General features: G+C 68.9%; 18 protein-coding genes. 15 read left to right on the top strand and 3 right to left on the bottom strand.

From position 1 onward, the window contains the following. The first annotated feature begins 78 nt into the window (after positions 1-78). Both ACI2LW_RS28285 and ACI2LW_RS28280 read left to right on the top strand, forming a co-directional pair. Positions 79-1,875, top strand: coding sequence for a serine/threonine-protein kinase (locus ACI2LW_RS28285; protein WP_404734067.1), 1,797 nt, complete (start codon positions 79-81; stop codon positions 1,873-1,875). A gap of 23 nt (positions 1,876-1,898) precedes the next feature. Beyond that, positions 1,899-2,609 (top strand): hypothetical protein, encoded by a 711-nt coding sequence (locus ACI2LW_RS28280; protein ID WP_404734066.1) that lies wholly within the window; start codon positions 1,899-1,901, stop codon positions 2,607-2,609. Between the two features lie 40 nt (positions 2,610-2,649). Here the strand turns inward: ACI2LW_RS28280 and ACI2LW_RS28275 are convergent, their stop codons facing one another. Further along, the gene (locus ACI2LW_RS28275) at positions 2,650-5,394 is read right to left on the bottom strand and encodes a LuxR C-terminal-related transcriptional regulator (RefSeq protein WP_404734065.1); all 2,745 of its coding nucleotides are present in this window, start codon (positions 5,392-5,394) and stop codon (positions 2,650-2,652) included. 257 nt (positions 5,395-5,651) lie between these two features. On the opposite strand from ACI2LW_RS28275, the gene ACI2LW_RS28270 reads away from it, so the two are divergent. The 5 genes from ACI2LW_RS28270 to ACI2LW_RS28250 all read left to right on the top strand — a co-directional run bounded on the left by ACI2LW_RS28270 (position 5,652) and on the right by ACI2LW_RS28250 (position 9,834). Continuing rightward, positions 5,652-6,101, top strand: a complete 450-nt coding sequence (locus ACI2LW_RS28270) for an ATP-binding protein (RefSeq protein ID WP_404734083.1) — start codon at positions 5,652-5,654, stop codon at positions 6,099-6,101. Positions 6,102-6,440: 339 nt separating this feature from the next. Beyond that, positions 6,441-6,902 (top strand): C40 family peptidase, encoded by a 462-nt coding sequence (locus tag ACI2LW_RS28265; protein ID WP_404734064.1) that lies wholly within the window; start codon positions 6,441-6,443, stop codon positions 6,900-6,902. A 76-nt stretch (positions 6,903-6,978) separates the two neighbouring features. Beyond that, on the top strand, positions 6,979-8,205 hold the full coding sequence (locus ACI2LW_RS28260) for an MFS transporter (RefSeq protein ID WP_404734063.1): 1,227 nt from the start codon (positions 6,979-6,981) through the stop codon (positions 8,203-8,205). Beyond that, the gene (locus ACI2LW_RS28255; RefSeq protein WP_404734062.1) at positions 8,202-9,224 is read left to right on the top strand and encodes a tetratricopeptide repeat protein; all 1,023 of its coding nucleotides are present in this window, start codon (positions 8,202-8,204) and stop codon (positions 9,222-9,224) included. Before ACI2LW_RS28260 ends, ACI2LW_RS28255 begins: the two co-directional genes overlap by 4 nt. A 31-nt stretch (positions 9,225-9,255) precedes the next feature. Further along, the gene (locus ACI2LW_RS28250) at positions 9,256-9,834 is read left to right on the top strand and encodes a GNAT family N-acetyltransferase (protein ID WP_404734061.1); all 579 of its coding nucleotides are present in this window, start codon (positions 9,256-9,258) and stop codon (positions 9,832-9,834) included. Positions 9,835-9,983: 149 nt separating this feature from the next. Here the strand turns inward: ACI2LW_RS28250 and ACI2LW_RS28245 are convergent, their stop codons facing one another. After that, positions 9,984-10,583, bottom strand: coding sequence for a hypothetical protein (locus ACI2LW_RS28245; protein ID WP_404734060.1), 600 nt, complete (start codon positions 10,581-10,583; stop codon positions 9,984-9,986). A gap of 474 nt (positions 10,584-11,057) precedes the next feature. On the opposite strand from ACI2LW_RS28245, the gene ACI2LW_RS28240 reads away from it, so the two are divergent. The 3 genes from ACI2LW_RS28240 (at position 11,058) to ACI2LW_RS28230 (ending at position 19,877) form a co-directional block, all read left to right on the top strand. After that, positions 11,058-17,432 (top strand): FG-GAP-like repeat-containing protein, encoded by a 6,375-nt coding sequence (locus tag ACI2LW_RS28240; RefSeq protein ID WP_404734059.1) that lies wholly within the window; start codon positions 11,058-11,060, stop codon positions 17,430-17,432. A 52-nt stretch (positions 17,433-17,484) separates the two neighbouring features. Then, positions 17,485-18,762 (top strand): IS701 family transposase, encoded by a 1,278-nt coding sequence (locus ACI2LW_RS28235; protein ID WP_404734058.1) that lies wholly within the window; start codon positions 17,485-17,487, stop codon positions 18,760-18,762. Between the two features lie 251 nt (positions 18,763-19,013). After that, a complete protein-coding gene (locus ACI2LW_RS28230; RefSeq protein WP_404734057.1) occupies positions 19,014-19,877 on the top strand; it encodes an SMP-30/gluconolactonase/LRE family protein in 864 nt (287 codons plus the stop codon). A gap of 22 nt (positions 19,878-19,899) precedes the next feature. On the opposite strand, the gene ACI2LW_RS28225 is transcribed toward ACI2LW_RS28230, so the two are convergent. Then, a complete protein-coding gene (locus ACI2LW_RS28225) occupies positions 19,900-20,040 on the bottom strand; it encodes a hypothetical protein (RefSeq protein WP_404734056.1) in 141 nt (46 codons plus the stop codon). Positions 20,041-20,659: 619 nt separating this feature from the next. On the opposite strand from ACI2LW_RS28225, the gene ACI2LW_RS28220 reads away from it, so the two are divergent. The 5 genes from ACI2LW_RS28220 to ACI2LW_RS28200 all read left to right on the top strand — a co-directional run bounded on the left by ACI2LW_RS28220 (position 20,660) and on the right by ACI2LW_RS28200 (position 24,627). Beyond that, entirely contained in the window at positions 20,660-21,331 is a 672-nt protein-coding gene (locus ACI2LW_RS28220; protein ID WP_404734055.1) for a HEAT repeat domain-containing protein, read from the top strand. A 3-nt stretch (positions 21,332-21,334) separates the two neighbouring features. Next, positions 21,335-22,339 carry a HEAT repeat domain-containing protein gene (locus tag ACI2LW_RS28215; RefSeq protein ID WP_404734054.1) on the top strand — a complete coding sequence of 335 codons (1,005 nt, stop codon included), beginning with the start codon at positions 21,335-21,337 and terminating at the stop codon, positions 22,337-22,339. A 253-nt stretch (positions 22,340-22,592) separates the two neighbouring features. Continuing rightward, positions 22,593-22,751, top strand: a complete 159-nt coding sequence (locus tag ACI2LW_RS28210; protein WP_404734053.1) for a hypothetical protein — start codon at positions 22,593-22,595, stop codon at positions 22,749-22,751. 49 nt (positions 22,752-22,800) lie between these two features. After that, on the top strand, positions 22,801-23,181 hold the full coding sequence (locus ACI2LW_RS28205) for a hypothetical protein (protein ID WP_404734052.1): 381 nt from the start codon (positions 22,801-22,803) through the stop codon (positions 23,179-23,181). 12 nt (positions 23,182-23,193) lie between these two features. Beyond that, entirely contained in the window at positions 23,194-24,627 is a 1,434-nt protein-coding gene (locus ACI2LW_RS28200; RefSeq protein WP_404734051.1) for an MFS transporter, read from the top strand. The last annotated feature ends 17 nt before the right edge of the window (positions 24,628-24,644 follow it).

Here is a 24,644-nt window from a genome sequence, read left to right as displayed (position 1 = left end):
GTGTGCCGGAAACCGCAAGGCTGTTCGCGCCCCGTGGAACTGCCTGGGGCGTGGTGTCGAGAAAGGCAGACCTGAACCGTGAAGACGTGGTCGGTTCCCGGTTTCACCGAGATTCGCGAGCTGGGGGCCGGGGCAAGCGGACGTGTGGTGATGGCGGTCGAGATGGCCTCCGGCACTCCTGTCGCGGTCAAGTACCTCAACGAGCGGCTGACCGGGGACGCCCGCTTCCTCGAGGAGTTCCGTGCCGAGGCCGAACTGCTGAAAGAGGTCGACTCCCCGCATGTAGCGCGCCTGCGCCGGTACGTGGAGAGCCGGGACGGTGCCGCCATGGTGCTGGAGCTGGTGGAGGGGTGCACTCTGCGGGCTCTGCTGCGGCGGGAGGGCGCTACGACGCCCGAGGCGGCGCTCACCGTGCTCAAGGGGTCGCTCCTCGGCCTGAGCGCCGCGCATCGGCTGGGCATCGTCCACCGCGACTACAAGCCCGAGAACGTGCTGGTCACCCGGGAGGCCTCCTCGAAGCTCGTCGACTTCGGCATCGCCGCGCGCGACGGGTCCGTACCCGACGGCGCGTCGGGAACCCCGATGTACATGGCACCCGAGCAGTGGCGGGGGCATCCGGCTTCGCCCGCCACGGACGTCTACGCGGTGACCGTCACGTTCTTCGAGTGCGTCACCGGGGTCCGCCCGTTCGGAGGGCGGCATCTGACCGAGGTCGCCGCACAGCATCTGTCCGCGCCCGTGCCCGCCGACGCCGTTCCCGAGCCACTGCGTGCGCTGGTACTGCGCGGGATGGCCAAGAGCGCGTCCGAGAGGTTCGGTTCGGCCGACGAGTTCCTCGACGAGCTGGAGACCGCCGCGGCCGCCGGATACGGCCCCGACTGGGAGGAGCGGGGCCGGCGCGCCCTGGCCGCACTCGCCACCGCACTGCTCCTGGAACTGGTCCCGTCCCCGGTCGGCGGGACGGACGCCGTGACCGATCTCGCCACCACGGAAGGTGGCGGGATGCCGACGGCCGAAGGTCCTCACCAAGGGCGCCGAGCACAGCGGTCCGGCGGTCGTACCCGCGGCCCGGGTGTGGTCGGCGCGGTCCGGCGGCGGCCTCGCAGAATTCCCGCGATCGTCGCCGCCACCGTCGTACTGGGGGGCGTCGCCGTCACGGCGATCGCCACCACTCAGGGATCGGCCGGCAACACCGCGCTGACCACGCCTGCACAGGACTCCCAGGCGGACGGCGGGCCGACGGCGCACCCCTCCGCCGGTGACATCGGTGATCACTCCCCGGCGGCGTCCCCGACACCGGCGAACGGTTCCCTCACGGCCGGCCCCCCGGGCTCTTCGGACGGCCCGGCCGGCCGCGCGGGCCAGAACCCCGGCACAGGCCGCACACCGGCAGGCGGCAACAGCAGCGGCACCGGAACCGAAACCGGAACCGGTACCGGCACCGGCGCCAGTGCCGGGGGTGCCACGGCCGGAGGGCCCTCGCCCTCCACCGCGCCGCAGCAGCCGTCCGCGTCGCCGCCGGCCGCCCCTGCCGCGATGGCGGTCCGCTCGGTGGACATCACCTCGCTGAAGGAATCGACGCAGGTACGAGGCGCCGATGCGGCGATCACCGTCACCACGACCGGGACCGATCCCGTCACCCTCGTCCTGACCTGGTACAACAGCGAGCAGGCCGGCGTTCCCGGACAGCAGGACGGCACCACCGAGACCTACCGGCTCAGCGGCCGTACCAGCTACCGCCTCTCCTACCGCCACGCATTCACCACCTGCCCCCGGTACTGGGGGCTGCGGGTCAGTACCGCACCCGGCGCCGAGACCGGTGACAGCTACCGGGACATGGACGCACTGGCCTGCATTCTGGGGCCGATCGGCTGAGCAAGGACTGGAGAGCGAGCGGCATGCCGATGAGCGACGACTGGCCCACCCAGCGTCTCGGGCGCCACCACCCCGGCCATCAGGAGGACGACTCCCCGGAGTACCTGTCGACGGGGTGGACCCCCGCTTCCGCCCCGCCGTCCCCGCCGTCGTCGTACGGACGCGGCGAGCAGCCCACGGCCGTGACGGTGTGGAACACCGGTGTCCACCCCATGGGCCCGATGCCGGAGCAGGCCACGCCGACTCTGCGCCTTCCCGAGCAGGAGGCTTTCGACGACCGTACCTCCACGGTCTGGCGGCACGGCCCGCGGCAGGGCGCGGGCCGTTTCCGGCGCCGCACGGGACGGCTGCCGCGGTGGACGGCTCTCGTGCTGCTGATCGCTGCCGTAGCCGGCGTGATCCTGTGGCAGCGGGACACCCCGGACCTGGCCGTCACCCAGGTCACGGTGAGCGTGCGGCCGGCCGAGTTGCCCTGTGACCGAACGGCCGCGGTGGTCGCCGTGGTCACGACCAACGGAGCAGCCGGAACGATCCGCTATCGATGGGTGCGCAGCGACGGCACCGACTCGGGCAGCCTGCGGCAGAACGTACGTGCGGGCCAGGAGGAAGTCAGGCTGCCGATGAAGTGGACCTTCCACGGCAGAGGCACCCACAAGGCGCGCGCCGTCGTGGACATCCTCACCCCCACAGCGCATACGGCCTCGGCCTCGTTCACCTATCGCTGCGCCCCGTAGGCGCTGTGCTTCGCCCCTCAGTACGCGAGGGGCGATCAGCTCACTCGTCGCGGCCCGCGCCAGGTGGCTGATCCGGGTCGGGACGATGTGCCAGCGCCGAGCGGAGGTCGCGTCGGCTGGAGACGCCGAGCTTGTCGTACACGCGGCCGAGATGGTTGCTGACGGTTCTGGTCGAGAGAGTCAGCTTCTCCGCTATGTGCTGGGTCGTTTCCCCTGCCGCGGCGAGCCAGGCCACCTCTGCCTCCCGTCGCGTCAGGGGCGCCCCGCCCTGGGCCAGGGCCAGGCCCGGCGTGCCGACCCCTTGGCATGCTTCGGCGAGTCTCGTGCACCGGAGTGAGGCAGCGGTGGCCTGCCGCGGACGGCCGTCCCCACGGAACGCGGCCGCCGCGCCGGCGGCCGCCTCCGCCGCCAGGAGTTCGTACCCCATGTCCTCGAACTGCTCGGAGACCGACAAAAGCGCCGGCGCGTCCTCGGCGGCCAGTGCCGAGGCGAAGGCAGCCCGTGTCCGCGCCAGAGCGGCATCGCACTGATCGGCGATCTCCCGGAGCCTGTTCTCGGCCTGCCCGGCTCCTCCCAACCGGGCGATGTCGGTCAGCAGCATGCCCTCCGCCGAGAGATCTCCTCCGGCCCTTGCGGCACGGGCTGCCGCGCCCAGGACGTCCCTGGCCCGGGTCAGGTGTCCGGCCAGTACGAGTTGCCATGCATGGCCGAGGGCCCTGCTCGGAGCGTCCCAGCAGTCCACACCGCCCGCTTCGCGGCCGGCTTCCTCCATCGTCCTCAGTTCGGCCAACGCGGCCTCGGCCGATGCGGAGTCGCCGAGCACGCTCGCGGCAGCGGACAGTCCGCCCAGCGCCTCTCGCAGAGGACGGGCGCGATGGTGGCTTCGGGCGAGAGCCGCGCACTCGGCGTACCAGCGGCGCGACGACGCGGCCCGGCCGGCCAGCCACTCGATCACCGCGAGGAAGTAGGCGAGCCACATCCGGGTGAAGTCCGAGTCCGAGCGGACCAGTTCCGCGAACTGGCGCTCCCCCGAGGCTCGGGCTTCCGGCAGGTGTCCTCCTTCGGCGAGCGCCAGCAGCAGCGGCGCCTTCTGCAGCGCGGGGTCGGGAGCCGTCGTCGTCTCCCGCGCGGCCCGCTCATGGATTTCGACGGTCCGCTTCGCCCAGGTCACAGCCTCCTGAGTCCGTCCCAGCATCTGCAGCGCCCACGTCCTGACCACCGCTCCCTTGAGCCAGGCGTCAAGATCGTTCGCGGCTGCGGCATCGCACCGCAGGAATTCGTCGAGCAGCCTCAGGCCCGCGACGGGGCTGCCCTGGGCCACGTGCGCGGAGCCGTCGACCGCGGCCAGGACGGCGGACGCCTCCGGTGACGTGAGCTGTTCGCGGACGGCGGCGGTCAGCTGAAGGGCCTTGGCGGAGCTGCCCATTCCCCAGATCATGTTTGCCGACCACGAATCCACCACTGCCAACTTTTCCCGGTCAGTGGCGGCCAGGGAAAGGGTTCGATTCAGAATGTCCCCGGCTCGCTTCGACTGTCCGGTTTCTATGAGGGCGGAGGAGAGGGACAGCCGGCTCTCCACCGTGTGTTCTCGCTCGGGGACCGCTTCCAGCAGCCGGATCACCTGGGGGTAATCACGACTGTGCCGGGCAAGGGTGGCGGCCTGAACCAGCAGTCGTGGATCGGCGGTGCCTGTCGCCGACAGGCGCCACGATGCGATATTGCGCAGATCATCCTGTCGCCGTGCCCCCCGGGCCTCGATCCGTGCGATCTGCTGGAGCAGGACGTCGTGCTGCCTCAGTGTCGGGCTCCCCGCACGAATCATCTCGCCGTACAGGGGGTGTTCCAATCGGAGTATGTGACGTTTTCCCTCCCGCGTCGTTCGCATATAGCCCCATCGTTCGAGCTCGGCCAGATCCTCCATTGTCGCGACCGCTCTCGCGTCGGCGAGTGAAACGGGTTCGCACAGGGCGAGCAGTTCGAGGACGGCGGTGCCTCGGGGTGTTGCCTGGCCGAGCCGCGCAGCGATCAGCTCGCGGAGACGAGGTGTGCCGAGCCGTGATCCGCCCCGGGTCAGCTGCCACACCTCGCCGTCGTGCCGCAGGGCGTCGCTGCGCAGTGCGCCCAGTGTGAGCTCTCGCAAGTACAAGGCGTTGCCGCCGCTGATCGCATGGAACTGATGCGCCGTGTGCCGCGCGACAGAGCCCTGGAGAGCGGCTTCGAGTACAGCCGCCACTTGCTTCTCCGTGAAGGCGGCTATGTCCAAGCGGCGTACGCAGTCACCTTGGCAGAGGGCGGAGTAGGAAGAAAACGGCTCACCCGACCTGACCGTGCCCAGAAGAAATACGTTTCCCGAATCCATCAACTGCCTCAGTAGCATGACGGACGTGTTGTCGAGGAGATGGAGATCGTCGACCAGGAGAACAAGGCGTCCCTTCCTGTTTCGTCGACCGATTCCAGCCTCAATGGCATGAAATCCTGCAACGGGATCCGTGAGGTCGATTCCGCGGGGTATGATGTGCGCGATCGCACCGAGGGGAACGGCGGCCGCCGCATGGGTCGCGACTGCCATTGCAGTGTCGAATCCCGCAGATTTTGCCCGCTCGAGGCACTCCTGGGCCAGACGTGTCTTGCCTACGCCGGACAATCCGTGGATCAGTATGCCTTTGACGTGATGGTCCGGAAGCACCTCGCGGAAGAGATCCATCGCCGACTTCCGGCCGATGAACGGAAACGGCCTGTTCCAGGATATTCCTGAGGGCTTCTGGACGGTCTCATCGTCGGACATGACACCACTCTTTCCGCTGCCGTCGCCACCATGAGCCGCCGCCCGACGGGTCCGGCAGTCCGACGGTACCCTGATCGCCACCGGCCGCGTCGCGGTGATCTGCACTACTTGGTGAACTGGGGAAGTTTCGAGGACTGCGGCGTCCCGTTCCGGACGTTGAGTACGCATTACTCAAGCGGCAGGGCGCTGGGCGGTGTGAGGTAGGGCAGGTCAGGACGACCATGCGGTCGTCTCCCAGAGGGTAAGTCGTGAAGATCATGGTAATACCTGCAGGCCTGTCGACGCCGCCGCGCTCCTCACAGTACGTGAGTCTCGGACTGAGGCACGCTCCCGAGGCGCCGGCCGTCGCTCGTCGGGCAGCGAAGCGGCTTCTGTCCGCTCGTGGCTGCGACCAGGACGTCCTCTACAAGGTGATGCTCGTCGTGTCGGAGCTGGTCACCAATGCGGTCGTCCACGCCGCGCCACCGGTGAAGCTCTCCATGCGGATCCAGGAGAGGGCCGGCGGGCCGGACAGGGTGCACGTGAGCGTCACTGACGGAGGGCCCCGCCCGCGACCGGACGGCCCGAAGCGCGGCGGACATCCGGAGGAACACGGACGCGGCCGCTTGATCGTGTCGGAACTCGCCGAGGGCATGGGAGCGGCGTGTCCCGAGGCGGCCGCACAGTCCCATGTCTGCCACTGGGCAACCATCGAACTGCGCTCATAGCGTCCATCCCGCCGGGCGTCGTCCATGGGCACCGATGCAGCGGCCCGGCCAGGCCCTCCGTCTTGTCACCGTGCGCTCCCCACTTCGTCCGGGGCCGCGACAACGGAACCGAACATCCTGAACCGACTGCCCTCAGAGGCCACTGCCACCGTGCGGCCTCACCTCCCAGCCCGAACGGCCCCGGCGGTTCGCGTGCCGCTGTGAAGCGCGATGCCGCAGCCGCTGCCGGGACGGATTCGACGTGGGCACTCACCGCTGACTCACCGCTGACTCACCGCTGACTCACCGCTGACTCAGCGGTGACACCGAGACACACAATCCGCCGAGAAGGGATTCGACATGTTCAGACGGCCGATCCTCAAATGGGCATCCCCGGTCACCGCGCTGGCTGCGCTGGCGCTGTGGCTGCTGATCCCCGTCAACGCGTCCGCATCGACGCCCGACATATACGCGACCGCGATCGCAGCGGCCAAGAGCAAGCTGGGTTTTGCCTGTCTGCCCGGCGGAACCGGCCCCGTCGTCTTCGATGCCGGCGGACTGACCCAGTGGTCCTATGCGCAAGCCGGTGTCGCGATTCCTCGTGAGCCGAAGTACCAGGTCTACGCCGGCGCCGACTTCGGCGACGACATCGACTCGGCCCGCCCGGGCGACCTGATCGTCTACTACAGCGACAGGCACCACGTCGGCATGTATGTCGGCGGAGGACAGATCATCCACGCCTCGACAGCGGCCGACGTCGTCCGGTACGCGAGCGCCACGAGCATGCCCATCTACAAGATCATCCACCCCTATGCTCATTGACCGGTCCCGCCGGTCGTGGCCGCGTAGACAGCGAGCCGCGGAAGGCCCCGGCACCGAAGGAATCCCCCCTGCGGCCGTGCAGGTGCTCGCCGGGGAATTCCTCTCCAGCGCCGGTTCCGGAGCGACCTTTCCCTACCTGGTCGTCTATCTCCGGGACATCTGCGGCCTGTCCGGAGGCCAGGTCGCGGTGGTGCTCGTGGCCCGCTCCCTGGCCGCCATCGCCGGATCCGTGGGGGGCGGCGCTCTCAGCGACCGCCACGGGGCCGCCCGCACGGTGGTCGCACTCGCCGCGGTCGCCGCAACGGCGGCCGCCGTCATGGCCGGCAGCCACGGGAACGCCATGTGGCCGGGAGTCGTGGGAGCGATGCTCTGCACGGGCGCGGAGGCGGCGCGCGTACCGGCGCTGGATGCGCTGCTGGCCCACTCGGTGCCGGAAGATGCCCGGCGCACTGTGTTCTCCTGGCACAACACCGTGGTCACCCTCGGGGCCCTGCTCGGTGTCGCGGCCGCGTCCGGTGCGCTCGGCGTTCTGGGCATCCCGGCCGGTCTCCGCTGTGTCTACGCCGTCGACGCCGCGTCGTTCGTCGTGCTGGCGCTCCTGGCGCTCCTGGTGCACCGAGTGGGCCGTCGCCAGGGAACACCCTCCGGCACGGCTGCCGGTCGTGGGGCGCGCCATCACGATGATCTCGAGCACGACGGAGCAGTGCGGGCCCCCGGCTATGCTGCCGTCGCCCAAGATCCCGCCATGCGACGGGCGTTCGTGTTCGTGCTGCTCGTGGTGGCGGCCGGGTTCGCTCAGCTCCAGATCGGCCTTCCGGCCCTCACGCTGGTGACCGGCCAGGTCGATGTCCTCGGCTGGCTGTTCGCCGCGAACATGCTCATCGTCGTCGTGTTGCAGATGCCGGCCCAGCGCGCTCTGCAGCGACTTCCCCGGCGTGTTGTTCTCGCGGGAGGCGCCGCCTGCATGGCTGGGGCCTGGGCCCTCGTCGCTGTCAGCCCCGCCCCTGGGCCGGGGACCCTTGCCGCCGCGGCCGTGGTGTTCGCGTGCGGGGAGGTCGCCCATATGCCGGTCATCACCGCGCTGGTCAACGACCTGGCGCCGCCGGGGCTGGCCGGCCGCTACAACGGCGCCCACACCCTGGCCTGGACGAGCGGGTTCGCCGTCGGCGCCCTGGCCACGGGGACGCTTCTCGACGCCCGGTCCATACAGCCGTTCTTCGCGGCCTCGGCAGCCGTCCTCGGCCTGGCCGCGCTCACTGCCCTGGGCCTGGACCGCATCCGATCGAGGGAGAGCAACGGATGACGCGACACGACGGTGTGAGTCCCGTGCGCGCGGCCATGGCGCAAGCCGAGCGCGCTCTGGACGCGGGCCGGGCCGAGCAGGCGGAGGAGCTGCTGAGGGCCGTGCTCACCCCCGCCTCACCCGCGGAGCGACGGGCGATGGGTACCGCGCCCCTCACCGAGGAACAACTGGAGGCGCGCGGCATGCTGGCCGCCGTGTGGCGCGTCCGGGGCAGGTACCGGCCCGCCGGGCTGCTGCTCGCGATGACGCTCGCCGCCGCCGAAGCCGGCCTCGGACCCTCGTCGACCGCCGTGGCCTGGCTGTGCAACCAGTCCGGCATCCTGGGCAAGTACGTCGGAGACTTCGACAACGCCGAACGCCATTACCTCCGGGCGCTGAAGATCTACGAAGACGCATTCGGGCCGGACCACGATGCCGTGGCCATGGTGTGCCACAACCTCGGCGGGCTGGCTCACGCACTCGGTGACGCCCAGGGCGGGGAGCCGTGGGCGGCCCGCGCCGTGCGGATACGTACCCGGCTGCACGGGCCCGAGCACATCCTCACCGCACTGGACGTCGCCGCATGGGCCGCACTGCTGGAGGGTTGCGGACGCCTGGACGAGGCCGAGCGCCACCTGCGGCAGGCACTGGCCGTCTTCCGCGACGTCCATGGGCCCCACCACTACGAAGTGGCCGTCACCCTGCACAATCTCGCGGCGCTGCGCCACCGTCGCGGCGACCTCGCCACGGCGCGCCGGCACTACGCGGACGCTCTGCGCCTCAAGGAGCGTCTGCTGGGTACCGACCACCCCGACCTGGCACCGACGCTCGCCAACATGGCGGCCCTGAACGAGTCCGCGGGGAACACGGCACGAGCGCGGGTACTGTACGGGCGCGTCATCCACATCCTGCGAGACCGGGTCGACGGCACCTACCCCACCCTGGTCCAGGCTCGAGCGGCATGTCATCGGCTCACCGCCGGACGCTCCGAACCCGTCGCTCCTGTCGCCGTCCCGGTTGAGGACACGGCGGAGAGATGAGTCATGGCCCGCAGACCACGAGTCCGGAGGAATGATGCGAGAACCGCGCCGCGACGGCGGCCTTGACACACACCGGCTGGATGCACTCATCGAACTCTCGGCCGCCGCATCCGATGCCGACGCCGTCGCCGAGTTGCACACGGCCAGTTGGCGGGCGGCCTACGCGACGCTGTTCCCCGACCACTACTTGCACGGTCCACTGCTCGCGGAACGCCGTGAAGTCTGGCAGGCACGGCTGGCCGAGCCCCTCCCGGGCTCGGCCCTGTTCCTGGCCGTGGCAGAGGGGGAGTTGCTCGGCTTCGTCTACCTGCAGCCTCGGCCGGACGGCCGAATCCTGCTGGACAACCTGCACGTCCGTCCGGGCGGGACAGGCCGCGGGCTCGGCACACGGCTCCTGCGGCGCGCCCTCGACTGGTCCGCCGGCGCCCACCCGGGACGGGACGTCTACCTGGAGGTTCTCCAGGGCAACACCCGTGCCGTCGCGTTCTACGAACGCCATGGCGGCCGTCGTACCGCATCCCGCGTCTACCAGTTCGAGCAGGGCTTCGAGCTTCCCGGATACGAGTACACCTGGCCCGCCACGGAGGTCTCCTCGGACGAAGTCCCCTGAGCCGGCATCCTGCGCACCGTGCTCCGCGCAGGCGCGGCCGGACCGGCGAGCCACCGCACGGCGGAGCCGCGCCCTGGAGCTCCGATGCTCCAGAACGCGGCTCCGCAGAAATCCACCCCGATAAATCTCCGGGACCTGGAGATCGACTCTCAGGAACCTTCCACCGGGAAGAGGGCGACGTCGTCAATGAGGAAGGGGCTTGTGTTGACGTCGTCCTCTTTGGCGACGAAGGAAATCTTCACACGCTTTTCGGTGGTGGACACAAGGTCCTGGGGAAGGTGAACCTGCACCCTCTCATAGCCGGTGTTGGCATCCTTGTTGGTCCTGTAGTCCAGCTGGTACACCTGACCGTCCACGGACGCCGTGACTTCGAGCTGACGGAATCCCGCCGTTCTCGGAGTCACGTACAGCCAGTACGAGAGGACGTAACTGGTCTTGGGGTCCAACGTCACTGTCCGGGAAATGCTTTGCTGGCCGTAGAACCCGTACCCGCCGAACCCCTCGCCGCCCAGTTCGGCCTTCCACGTTCCGGTGTGGGATCGATAGCGCAGGCCATTGTTGATCGCGTGGTGATGCGGAGAGGAGCCGATCACGCTCCAGGAGTCCATCCAGCCCGACTCGCCGTCCTCGAAACCTCCGTTGTAGATCACGCTGCTCGTGGCTTCAGCAGAGGGAGCCCCGAACACGACGAGGCCCGTCGAAGCCAGGGCGGCCGAGATGATCGCGATTCTGCGCAATCTTCTGCGCATGCAACCTCCTTGTCCTTCCGAGAGAATTCTTGCGTCGACGCGTGCCGTGATTCTGTGACGGGCACGAGACGCACGCCGGAAATGCAACGCTTCACCACCTCGCGCGGATGTGCATGAGTAGGCGTTGCTCATGATCGGTGGTGGGGCAGATCAATGGGGGTCGGTATCGCCGAAACTGGTACCGGGGCTCAGGGCGCGGGGCCGCTTCTCCCCGCTGAGTACGAAGTGCTCATCTTCCCGGCCGGCGGCAGGACGATTCTTGGCCGAGCGGCCGCGGTACCCGACGGGCATGCCGGGGCCACGGGGCACGCGTTCGGAGAAGCAGCGCCCATGGGCGGTTCGCCGAGCCGAGGTTGCTGCGGCGTTCGGGTTCTCTCCTCGATGACGCATCGATCGTTTCGCTTTCCGGACGCCGTCAAGAGGAAGAGGAAGACGATGGTAAGACACAGAAGACGCACATACCGGCGTCCCCTAGTGCTGACGCTGGTTGGCGCCATCGCAGCGGGCGGACTGCTCCCGCTGGCCTGGATGTCCAGCGGTGCGGACTTTCCCGCCCCGGGCCTGCCGAAGACGTTCACCCTTCCCGCTGATCCCGTGTCCGCCGCGGCCTCCCACGGCTACCTTCCCCTCTCGTCGAGCGTGGACCGCTACGGCAACTACCGCATCAGCGCTCCGCTGTGGAGCCCCGACGGCCGGGCAGGCATACAACCGGACATGGCTCTGCAGTACTCCAGCGGCAGCCGCACCGACGGACTCGTCGGCAAGGGCTGGTCCTTGTCCGGGTTCTCCTCCATCACGCGGTGCGGCAAGACACTGGCGTCGGAGGGCGCTGTCGCGGGCGTCGGCTACGACACCGAGGACGCGTTCTGCCTCGACGGCATGAAGCTGGTCCCGGTCGAGACGGACGGGGACGAGGTGGAGTACCGCACGGAGAACGACACCTTCGCCAAGGTGACTGCCACGTCGGCGGGGAGCGTGGGTCTGTCGGACTTCGAAGTGAGGTTGAAGAACGGCAGGATCCGGACGTACACGCCGGTTACCGCGCCGCGGATGCAGTCCAAGGTCACCTGGACCAAGGGCGCCACTCCCGTCATCGGCAACCTCTCCGAGCCGGCGGGAACCCCGCACGTCATGTGGCTCATCGACGAGGAACGGGACCGGGCCGGCAACAGCATGCACTTCGAGTACACCAACACGGTGTCGCAAGGAGCGCTGGAGATCGTCCCGGACCGCATCACCTACACCGCCCATGGAGATGAGCCGGGACGGAGATACGTCAGGATTCGGACCGAGGCACGGCCGGATCCACGCTTCTCGTGGACGAGCGGTGTGAAGATCAGGCTGTCCAGGCGTGTATCGGCAATAGAGTCCTACGCTCCCAACCCGGTCACTCAGCAAATGGTGAGCAAGTACGTGCTCTCCTACGGGCCGCCGGGAGCGGAGGACAGGTCACTGCTGACCTCGATCGAGCAGTGCGCGGGAGCCGGCGGCTGCCTGTGGAAGAAGAACTTCGACTGGAGCCTCACCACGCGCCAACCCACCTTCACCAACAAGATGATCGGCACGGCCTCGCCCCCGGCCCAGTCCGGGGGCGACAGGGCGTCAGCCGCCTCGCTCGTGGTCGCGGACCTCAACGGGGACGGCCTGGACGACATAGCTCTGAACCAGGGCGGCACCGTGGTCCACGACAACGAGGTCCGTCTCGGTACCCGCCGCGCTGACGGCGCCGCACAGCCTCTCAGCCGCAGGGTGACCAACAGTGCGCCCAACCCTGCTCTGGTACGGCCGGTCGACGTCAACGGGGACGGAAGGGCCGAAGTGTGGGGCCCCGGCACGGCAAGGGACCGCAACCGCCTGTTCAAGTGGAACGACACGACGGGGACCTTCGAGGAAACCGGTGTGCAGTCCGCGGAGAATACCTGCGGGGTCGTCTCGGGCGGGCGCTTCGCCTGCGCTCCGGCTGAGTGGGCCGACTTCAACGGCGACGGCCTGCTCGACCTGGCCGAAGGCCGCTTCAACGGCTACACGCCGTCCACTCATGACATCGACTTCGGCACCTACGCTGTGCGCTACAGCAGGCCCGGCGCATCCCTGGCAGAGGCTCTGGAGGCCGCAGTGCCCACCGGAGGCGTTCGTGCCGGCTGCCGCGCTGCTGTCGGAGACCTGGACGGAGACGGCCGGGCAGACCTGCTGGTGCAGCGCAAGGACTACGCCGCACCGGGCGAGGGACGATGCAAAGCCGGCGAGACCTACGCCGTGGGCATCGCGCGCGGCACCACACGTCTGTCGAACCATGACAACAGCGCAGGCACCGACGCCTACTCCTTTCTGCTCACCGCGCCCAACGGGACCGAGTGGGGTTCCGGGCAGGGCGACTTCAACGGGGACGGCCTGGCCGACAGCATTCTGAACGGCCGGACGCTGTGGAACACGGGCAATGGCGTCACGGTCGCCGCGGGTCTCACCTCGGCAGGTGTGCGCGCACGCGACGGAGTCGCGGCCGACCTCAACAACGACGGTCTGGCGGACTTGATCGATCTGAACAATTCCCTGGGCCGCATGGAGATCAGCGTCGCCGAGGGCGACGGATCCTTCCACACCAGCGAGCACGTCTCGGGCCGGCTCTTCCTGGACACCGCGTTGGACACGACCCTGGCACGGCTCGGCGACTTCAACGGCGACGGAAGGACGGACGTCGTCTTCATCACCGCGGACGGCACCATCAAGGTGGCCGAGCAGAACGCCTCCACCTCCGACCGGATCACGGGTTTCACGGACGAGGACTCGGCCTCCCGGGCAGAGCGGGTGAGCTACTCCAACGAATGGTCGGCGTACCCGGCTGGTGACGCCGACAACAGCTGCACGTACCCACTGAGATGTGTCCGTGACGGCCTGACAGTGGTGAGGTCCGTCACCGCTGAGGCGCATGGCCTGGAGCGCACCATCCACTACGCCTACGACAAACCCGTCGCACACATGCGAGGCCGAGGCTTCCTGGGGTTCACCCGGGTCACGGTCTGGGACCCCTCCACACCGATGGAGACGACCACCACGTACGACCCGGGTCGCGGTGACGTGGCCGAGACGGGCGCGTGCGATCCGTGCCGACGGCACTATCTGCGCGGGTCAGTGCCTGTCAGCGTGCGGCAGGTGATCCCCCTCCTCAACGGTGAACAGCTCTCCGCCAGGCCCGCTCACGCGAACGCCCGTGTCACCCTCAGTGTCCCGTCCAGGGAGCTTCGCCGACTCAACGAAGGGCGCACAGTGGCCCTGCTGGACGCCACCAGCGACGTGGACGAGTGGGAGGAGAGCGTCAATCTCACGTGGGACGAGGACTTCTCGGCCGCGAACTCCGGGAAGACCCACCTCTGGGCGATCGGCAGCGTGCCCGGCAACGCCAGACACCTGCACAGCAGCGCGACCTACGACGACTTCGGGAATGTGAAGGAGTCGGTCGACGCCCGTCGAGACGGTGTCACCAGGACGCTGACCACGACCTACGAAAACCGGACCGGCCCCTGGCTGATCGGGCTCGTCCAGGACCAGTCCCAGACACGTGACGAACCCGGCACGGGAGCCGAGACCACCCTCACGCGGCGCCTGCACTTCCACCACAACGACTTCGGCCGGCTGGACCTGGTCGAGGTCGAGAGGGACAACAAGGACGCCGGGGTGCGCAGCACCCGTACGTACCACCATGACGACTACGGCAACATCAGCACTGTCGTCCTCAGCGCCGAGGGCGAGCCGGACCGAACCTCCCACGTGGAGTTCGACGCCCCCTACCCAGGAGCCCCCGACGAGCACATCTATCCCAGCCAGTTCTGGTCCGAACACACCGACAGCGCGCACAGCCCGTCCGTCTGGTTGGTCACCCATCCCGGACTCGGCGTGCCCATCGCCTCGATGGACGTCAACGGTGCTCAGAACTCAGCCTCGTACGACGGATTCGGGCGTGTACTGAGCCAGACCACGGACGGCGGGGAGACCTCCACCTTCCGCTACGAGCCCCGCACCAACAGCGCAGGCGCCGTCGGCACGAGAACGGTCTCCACGACGGGTGCCGACCCGGCAGTACCCGGCTCGGGCCAGATCACCGTGGTGGACAGCGACCCGGCTGGCGCCGTCGTGCGCCGAAGCTCCACCGGCTTCGACGGGACGGCCATTGCCGTTGAAGCGGTCTACGACCGACTCGGTCGACTGGTCACTGAATCCCGCCCGGCCCGCGAGCCAGGTACACGCGGGTGGACACGGTACGACTACGACGGGCTGGGCCGGCTCCTGGACACCACACTGCCCGGAGGCAAGCACATCCGGTCCGAGTACCCGTCCATGACGGAGAAGATCACCACCGATCAGGAAGGCCATCGGAACAAGGTCGGCGTCGACGCTGACGGCCGGGTCATCTCCACCAGCCGCATGCTCCAGCGGCCGGCAGCCGCCGACAAGGAGATCACCATGCGCTACACATACGCCCCCTTCGACCTGGTCAAGCGGGTCGAAGACCCGGAGGGCGTCACGACTGACTTCACGTACGACACCCTCGGGCGCCGCAGCGGCTCGACGGAACCGGACCGCGGGACGACCGTGACCCACTACAACGGCTTCGGCGAAGTCCGGGACACCACCGTTCCCGGAGGTATGAACAGCTACACCTACGACGACCTCGGCCGCACCACACAAGTCAGCACTCCTGAAGGCAATCGCACCTTCACCTGGGACACCGCCGTCAACGGTCTGGGGCAACTCGCCCGCGCCGACAGCCCGGACGGCATCGCCCTCAGCTACCGCTACGACAGCCTCGGCCGGCTCTCAGGGATGGACCTCAAGGAGAAGACCACCACGTACAGCCTCGACCGTGACTACGACAGCCACGGCCGCATCAACACCATCACCTACCCTCAGGTGCCGGGCCGTGACCGACTGCGCCTGAAGTACGGCTACAACGCGTGGGGTTACACCACCACTGTTTCCGACGCCTCCGGCGCCGAGTCGCTGGGCAGACTGTGGCAGGCAACCGCACGCAACGCCGACCTGGCCCTGACCCACGGGCAAATCGGCACCAGCGGACTCACACTCGACCAGGACTTCGCCCCGGACTCCGGAAGCCTTGTGTCCACCACCGTGTCCAAGGACACCGACAAGCGCAGCGAGATCGGTTACACGTACTGGGACAACGGACTGGTGCGCACCCGCACCACCAAGGACGGCTCGGTGCAGCGGCGGGAGAGCTTCGGCTACGACTCACTGGACCGCCTGACCACTTGGGGCGTCGGCAGCGCGGGTACGGCGGACCCCGAACCCCGCCTGTCCGATGTCACGTATGCCTACAGCGACTCCGGCAACCTCACCGACATCAGCCGCGGCACCCCTTCCGAGCATCGCACCTACGGCAAACCGGACGGCAGCCAGCCCCACACCCTCACCGGGCTGGACGACCTCGTCACAGGCGCCCACACCGACTTCACCTACGACGAGCACGGCCGGCAGACGACCTCGGAGCATCGGACTCTGGACTACACGTCCTTCGACCTCCCCGACACCAGCACCATCGACGGGGTCAAGCAGACCTTTCAGTACGACGCCTTCGGAGCACGTGTGAAGAAGACCGGTCCTGATGAGGCCGTGCTCTACCTGAAGGGCTTCTACGAGCGCCACCAGCGAGGCAGCCAGGTCGAACACGTCTTCCGCGTTCCCGGTATCGACGGGCTCGGCGCCGACATCGTCTACGACCCCGCCAGTACACCCAAGTCGCGTGTGCTCTACCACGTGGAGGACGCCCTGGGCAGCACCGTTCAGACGCTCACCGACGAGGGCAAGACCCTGAGCCGCACCTACTACGACCCGTTCGGCGAGCGCGTCGCACCGGACGGGGACCGCACCAAGACGGCGAACAGCGCCATGCCCCGCGGCTTCACCGGCCACGAGCACGACGCCGGCGGCGTCATCAACATGAACGGCCGGCTGTACGACACCATCATGAAGCGCTTCCTCAGTGCGGACCCGTTGATCAGCAACCCTCTCAACAGCCAGACATGGAATCCCTACAGCTATGTCGGCAACAGCCCGCTCAACCACACGGACCCGAGCGGACTCGGCCCGTGCGTCTACGCCTTCATCGGCGAGGATCCCGGACCGCCGCCCGGCTGCGGTGACGACACACCCGCTGGAAACGCGGCCATGACCGTGCTGCAGCTGGTCAGCAACGGAGTGCTGGAGCAGCCGGGCTGGGGAAGCGGCGCCCCGACGGCGGCCGGCGCCACAGTCCCCGGCTCCGACGCCAACGGGCACACGGAGCCCTGCCTGCTCGGATGCGTGGGGCAGACCGGCGAGCCTGCCACCGGGCTCACACCCACCGAGCCTTCCGCAGAGGCACTTCCGGCCCTGGAGTCCCCCGGAGGCGGACGGATCAAGGACAAGCGGGACCCCGATCCGAGTGACGTGGTCACATTCGAAGGGGTACAGATGCACGAGGCCGCGGCCAATGCCCTGGGCAGACTCATCGCTGCGGCTCGCAAGGCGGGCATCGGGCAGAACCTGCTCAAGCCCGTCTCCGGGTACCGCTCGTACGCCGCCCAGAAGACCCTGTTCGACGAGGCGCTGAAGAAGTACGGATCCGAGAAGGTCGCCCGCCAGTGGGTGGCTCCTCCCGGCTCCAGCGCCCACCAGTCCGGTCGGGCAATCGACCTGGACATGGGGAGCGCCACGGTCAAGGAGAACGCCGCCAAGCAGCGCGAGACCGAAGCCTACAAGTGGATGGTGGAGAACGCCGAGAGCTACGGGTTCTATCCCTACGACAAGGAACCCTGGCACTGGGAGTACAACCCTCCGGCCCCCGCAAAGCCCTAGTAGGACTCCGTTAGGTCTTTCGCGTGGTCGTGGTCAGCGGCATGGTGGGTGTGTGGATGCACATGAAGTGAACCGTGTTCGGGCGAAGTTGGCGTTATTCGTGGCGGATGTGTTCGCCTCGGTGCCGCGCAAGGACCAGCGGGCCAAGAGCGACTGCTATCTGCGGGGACTGATGGTGGACGGTCGCCGCAAGTCGATCCAGGCCATGGCCTCGCGACTGCCGGACGGCAACGAGCAGAACCTGCAGCAGTTCGTGAACCAGTCCACCTGGGATCCGGTGCCGGTGCGGCGCCGGATCGCTGAGCGGATGGTGCCACTGATCGGCCCGGATGCCTGGGCGGTCGACGACGTGTCGTTTCCCAAAGACGGCAGAATGTCGGTCGCCGTTGCCCACCAGTACTGTGGGGCCCTGGGCAAGCAGGCGAACTGCCAGGTCGCGGTCAGCGTGCACGCGGTCACCGACACCGCCTCCGTCCCGCTGCAGTGGCGGCTGTTCCTGCCCAAGGAGTGGGACAGTGATGTCGATCGCCGGCGTCGCTGCCAGGTGCCCGATGGGGTCGGGCACCGTGAGAAGTGGCGCCTGGCCTTGGACACCCTGGATGAGCTGGCCACCTGGGGCCTGGTGCCACCGGTGGTGGTGGCCGACGCCGGCTACGGGCAAAACGCCGACTTCCGTGCCGGGCTGGCCGACCGGGACATCGCCTACGTGGTGGCCGTCCGCTCGGATGTGACCGTCCACCCACACCACGTGGCACCCGTTGCCCCGCCCTGGTCCGGCAACGGCCGCCGGCCGCAACCCCGCTACCGGGACAAGCCGTCCTCGGTGGCCGACCTGGCCACCAGCCGCGGACGGCAGGCATTCACTGAGGTCACCTGGAGGGAAGGCTCTCGCGGGCCGATGCGCTCGCACTTCCTGGCGCTGCGCGTGCGGCCCGCCGGGGTCCGAGCCCGCCGCCTGGTCCAGGCCGCCGCCATCGCGCGCGACGGCCAGTGGGATGGCGTCTTGCCCGAGATGACGCTGCTGGTCGAATGGCCCGAGGAAGCCGAAGCACCCACCGACTACTGGCTGTCCAACCTGCCGGCAGACACTCCGGTCACCGAACTGGTCCGCCTGGCCAAGATCCGCTGGCGGATCGAGCACGACTACCGGGAACTCAAGCACGACCTCGGCCTGGACCACTTCGAAGGCCGCTCCTGGACCGGCTGGCACCATCACGTCACCCTGGTCACCGCCGCCCACGCCTTCCTCACCGAGCAGCGGCTGGCCCCAAAAGCCGATACAGCGGACTCACCCTCTACCAGACCCTCGACGCCCTCCAGGACCTGCTGAACTGCTGGACCGGCATCTGCACCACCTGCCACCAGCCCCTACCCAGCGGGATACACACGGCACCAAGATCGAGACAGACCTAACGGAGTCCTACTAGCCGATGAGTGATCTTCGTGGTCGCGGCGGTGCAGGCGTGACCACGAAGATCATTTTCCAGTCTTGGCAGAGCATCCGCCACGGGCGACCTGGAGCTGAACCGGGCCCCGATTTCTCCGCACAAGGGCGCCGAGCACGTCCGGGAAGGCACACTGATGACGAGTAAGCCCATTCTGCTGGCATCGGGTTTCGCGCTCGCCGAGGGCCCGGTCGTGCACGGGTCGGGAGCCCTGTGCGTGGCGGACGCGTTGGCCGGAGGGGTCCGCGTGCTTCACCCGGGCGGCGGCGAGCGGCAGCTGCTCGCGGGCCGTAAGGGCGTCGGCGGGCTGGTGGTTCACGCCTCGGGTGCCCTGCTGGCCTCGGGCCGGACCGTTGTCGCCACGGACTGGGACCCTTCGGCCGGCACGGAAGGCTGTGTGGAGGTCCTCACGGACCCTCGGATCACGGGCTTCAACGATCTCGGTGTGGGGCCCGAGGGGGAGTTGCTGGCCGGGATGCTCCGTTACCGGCCCTTCCGCGGCGAGCCGGCGGCTCCCGGCGGCCTGCGCGTGGTCGACGTCGCGGGGGCCGTGAACGACAGGCCCGGCGAGGTGATCTGGCCCAACGGCGTGGCCGTGGCGGGGGAGTGGCTCTACCTGAGCGACTTCGCCACGGGCACCGTGCTGCGTGCCCGGTGGTCCGCCGGGGAAGGGCAGGAGCTCACGCCCTGGTGGCGGAGCCCGAGCGGGCAGGCCGACGGGCTGGCGGTCGACGCGGAAGGCGCGGTGATGGTGGCCCTTGGATCGGGCGGCGCCGTGGCCCGGGTGCTGCCCAATGGGGACACCGCCGAACTGATCCCGGTGCCGTCGACCTTCGTGTCGAGTGTCTGTTTCCGTGGCGCAGGGCTGGAACGCTTGGTGGTATGCACCGCCGACAACACCGACTCTCCGCAGCTCGGCGGGTGCGTCTTCGAACTTCCCGCGCCGGTGCCCGGTACCGCCGTACCGCCGGCGGCAATCCCTCTTCCTAACCCGACGTGACCCGGCACGGAAGCCGGGGATGTCAGGGGCGATCGCTCCTGTCGCGCAGCCTTTTGACCGCCTCTTGGACGACTCCGCGAAGAACCATCGCGGTCACCAGCGAGAGGAACAGTGCCAGTGACCCGAGGATGGCCCAGGCAGCGATTTGATCGGCGGCGGTCATGGAAATCCTGTCGAGTCAACGAGGTCGGGCGCTGCCACAAAAGCCGCCCGTGCCGCAGGTGATCGAGAGCATTGATTACTCAGGCCGCAGCTTTCGGGGATTTGAACTGCCGACGACCATTCTCGAGAGCGTGCCGAAAGAGCTTGATCGTCAACAGAATCTGGTCGGGCAGCGGTTGTGCCGGCGGCCCCGGGGCACATGCGCATGGATCGCCGACTCATGGATTTGGGTACTCACTACTCAAGAATGCGGTCCCAGGACGTAGTGAACTCGCTTCTCAACGCGCCGGACTCCTCCGCCGGCGCGATGGGATGGGCTGTCCCTCCACCGGTGCAAGCCCATCAGCACGGGCCGGCTGCCCCCCGGCCGGCCCGGTGAGATGGGCTGTCCCAACGCGCCGGGGCAGCCCATCGGCACGCTCCAGGCCTCCTCGTCGGGCACAAGGTCCTGCACCTGTACGCCGTCGACCACACCCCAAGCCCATGACGTCACGCACGTCTCGTATGACGGGACAAGCGCCGGATTCGGGCTTCGAGGATGCCCGGGCATCCGCCGGACCGGCTCCGCTTGACCTGAACACCGTGACAAGGGCTTCACTGTGGCCAGGGAGGTGGTCTTCATGATCACGACGAACAAGGACACGAACGCGATGCGAGCTTTCCAGGGGCTGGAGAGCCAATCCTCGTCGGTTCGGCTGCAGGCAGCGCTGGCTTTCGGCATGACCCCGGACGCGGGGGTCATCGGCAAGCTGATCAAGCGATGCGCGATCGAGCCCGAGTTCTATGTGCGCGAAATGCTGACATGGGCTCTCACCCGCCACGCGACATCGATGACGATCCCGCTGCTTCTCGACGAAGTCCGCTCGGATTGCGCGCAGGCACGAAGCCAGGCGCTGCACACGCTGTCCAAGATCGGGGATCGGCGAGCGTGGCCGGTGATCACACCGGCGCTGCTGTCCGACGCCGACGACGAGGTGGCCCGGAGCGCCTGGCGGGCAGCTGTCGCACTCGTACCCGAAGGCGAGGAGCGCGAGCTGGCCGTAACCTTGGCGACGCAGCTCGGGCGCGGCGAACGCGAGACGCAGCTGAGCCTCAGCCGGGCGCTGGTCGCGCTCGGGGAGGTGATGCTGCCGGCACTGGGTGCCGCGGCGATGGACCCGGATCCTCGCGTCCGCGCCCACGCGGTCGCCACGGAACGGCTGTGGCGCGACCCGGATGCAGGATTCGAGTTCGCGATCGAGGAGGCGAAGCGCGTCGCTGTCCTCGGCGGGCCCGGCCAGGAGAGGCGATAGGCAGTGCTGATCGGTGATGTCGCGCGACGGTCCGGGGTCAGCGCCCGCATGCTCAGGCATTACGAATCGCTCGGCCTGGTGCGGCCCACGGGCCGTACCGACTCCGGCTATCGGGAGTACTCGAGTGAGAACATCCGGCGAATCTTCTACATCGAGAGCCTGCGGTCGTTGGGGCTGTCGCTGCGCGACATCGGGCGCGCGCTCGATGATCCTGACTTCGCGCCCGCCGAGCTCGTCGACGACCTCATCCGCCAGACGCGAGACCGCATCGCAGCGGAGACGGAGCTGCTCACACGACTCCTTCGGATCGATGCCGCGAAACCCGCCGCCTGGGAGGACGTCCTCCAGATCGTCGCGCTCCTCCAGGCGTTGGGGTCGATGAGCGCGGGGGCACGGCAGCGCGCGGCGCTGTCTGCGGTCGCGGAAGTTCCCGTGCCGGTGGAAGCACTGGTCGAGGCTGTGCTGAGCGAGTCCGAGCCGAATGTCGCCGGCGCCCTTCGCTGGGCTCTGGCGCAGTCGGGACAGGAGGGGCTGGCCCTACTGGCGGAGGGCCTTGGCTCGCCCACGGCCGAAGTGCGGATACGTGCCGTCCGGTCCATCGCCGAGATTCCGGACGGTGAGGCGACCGCCCTGCTGCAAGACGCCCTCACGAATCCCGACATCGTGGTGCGCGGGTATGCCGCTCTGGCGCTCGGGGCACGTGGAACGGCCGACGCGGTCCCGACTCTCATCGACATGATCGTCGAGGAGAGGAACGACGCCGACGCGGCCGACGCACTCAGCACGCTGGCGAGTGATCCCGCGCTGGCGGATCACATCGCCACTGGGCTCGCGGACCGCCTTGCCCATGACGCCGTTGGACCGCCCGCACGCCGTCGGCTGACTCAGGCCCTCGCGGACATCCCGGGGACCCTGGCATCCCGTGCCCTCGCGGACCTGGCACACGACGAAGACCGTGTCGTTGCGCTGACCGCGACATACGCTCTCCAGCTGCGGGACGCACACTGAAGCGGGTTGCCGGTACGGGTCGCCCCTCGCCCCGATACCCCCTCGGCGGCGGGTTCGTACCGTTGGTCGCCCGGACGACGCAGCGGCCGCCGGCCGGTGAGGACGAGAACCGGGCAATCGGCCGGGGGCGGCCGGATTCTCCTCCCGCACAGATTGAGCAACGCCTGCTCACCCGGCTCCCCCGGCGCGGCCCCTAACGTCGCTGTGACCGCACAGCGGCGGTCACTGAGGCAGCCGAGGAAAGGAGCCTTCCATGAAGTCCGGATCGCACAACCACAACGAGATCGTCGTCGAGCGTCCCACCGACGCAGCGCCCGCGACGACCGCCGAGCCGAAGCCGCGTGACATCGAGGCGGTCGCCGCCTCCGAGCAGGGCCCGTCGGCCGCAACCACAATCCGATCGGCCTGCTGAATCACCATCACATCAGCGTGCACGGCGCCTGAAGCGCACCCAGGGATGGATGCAGGGCAGGTGCCGGCACGGCGGCCTGCTGCTCGCCGTGACGCCGGCCGCGGCGGAGACCACCACCGGTCACGCCGCGCGCCAGGCGTACCGCACACGTCCGACAGCCATGCTGGACTGCCTGCCGGACGCGCTGCCCCCGGGCAGCACATGGAGCGTGCCGGACGGCGGCATGTTCCTCTGGGCCCCCCTCCCCGACGGATGGGACACCGAAGCGTTCGCGCCGCACACCCTGCACAGGAACGTCACTTGCGTGCCAGGCGCCCCCTTCTTCGCGGGCGCCCCGCTGCGGGCCTCCATGCGCCTCGCCTTCATCACGCGCGCCCCGCAGGACATCACCGAGGGACCGACGCGGCCGGCAGCCCCGTTCAAGCAGTAAGGACGAACCGAAGTGACCCCCGACGCATCCAGCCGCTCCCAGGCTCTATGGGCTCTGACGATCACCAGCGCGGCCGGTTTCATGATCGGCCTGGACAATCTCATCGTCACCACCGCCCTGCCCTCCATTCGCGACGACCTGGGCGGAGGCATCGAGGACCTCACCTGGACCGTCAACGCCTACACCCTCTCCTTCGCGGCCCTGCTGATGACGGGTTCGACGCTGGGTGAACTGTTCGGCAGACGCAAGCTGTTCATCATCGGACTGGCGGCATTCACCGCGGCATCCGCCGCCGCGGCCCTCGCCCACGGCCTCCCGGCCCTCATCGCGGCGCGGGCCGCCCAAGGCATGGGCGCGGCGGTGCTGCTTCCGCTCACACTCACCTTGCTCACGGTCGCCGTACCGGCCGAGCGCAGAGGGATGGCCTTCGGAATCTGGGGCGGTGTGAACGGCAGCGCCATCGCCCTCGGGCCGGTCATCGGTGGTGCGGTGATCGACCGGCTCTCCTGGCAATGGATCTTCTGGCTTAACGTCCCTGTCGGCCTTCTCCTGCTGCCCCTGTCCCGTCTGCGGCTGGCTGAGAGCCACGGCTCCGCCCGGCGGCTCGATGTGCCGGGCACCCTGCTCGCCACCTCCGGCGTCTTCGGCCTGGTGCTCTCCCTCGTGCGCGGGGAGAGCGCGGGCTGGACCAGCGGAGGCGTCCTCGCCGGATTCACCGGCGGGGCGGTGCTGCTCGCCGGCTTCGTACGCTGGGAACTGCGCACTCCGTCGCCGATGCTGCCCATGCCGCTGTTCCGTAGCCGCGCCTTCAGCGTGGTCAACGCCATCGGCCTGCTGAACTTCTTCGGTCTGTTCGGCGCCGTGTTCCTGCTCACCCAGTTCCTCCAGGGCGTGCAAGGCCATTCGCCGGTGGAGGCCGGCGTGCGCATGCTGCCGTGGACGGCTCTGCCCATCGCCGTCACACCGCTCGCGGGCGCGATTTCGGACCGTATGGGCAGCCGTGGCATCCTCGTCCTCGGGCCGGCGCTCCAGGCGCTGGGCATGGGCTGGTACGCGGCCGTCACGGCGCCCGGTCTTTCCTACGCCGCCCAGGTGCCGCCCTTCATCCTGTGCGGGCTCGGTATGTCCTTGTTCCTGGCGCCCGTTGCCAACGTGGTCATGAGCAGCGTGGGCGCCGGACAGCAGGGCATCGCCTCGGGCGCCAGCACATCGCTGCGCAACATCGGAGGCGTACTCGGCGTATCGGTGGCCGGCGCCGCCTTCTCGGCCTACGGCGGCTACCACTCTGCCGGGCAGTTCGTCGACGGCCTGCGGCCCGCCCTGTGGATCGACGCCGCGGCGTTCGCTCTGGCGTCCGTGACGGCGGTGCTGCTGCCCAGGAGCCGGCCCGGCACCACGGTCCGCGCTGCGGGCAGCCCGGCCAAGGACACGGCGACACCGGTCTGACCGGCTGTCTTCGCCCT

This window comes from Streptomyces sp. NPDC004065 (genome assembly GCF_044903565.1).
Taxonomy (GTDB): domain Bacteria; phylum Actinomycetota; class Actinomycetes; order Streptomycetales; family Streptomycetaceae; genus Streptomyces.
The sequence above is the reverse complement of the archived record's forward strand: the minus strand, read 5'-3'. Positions and strand labels throughout refer to the sequence as shown.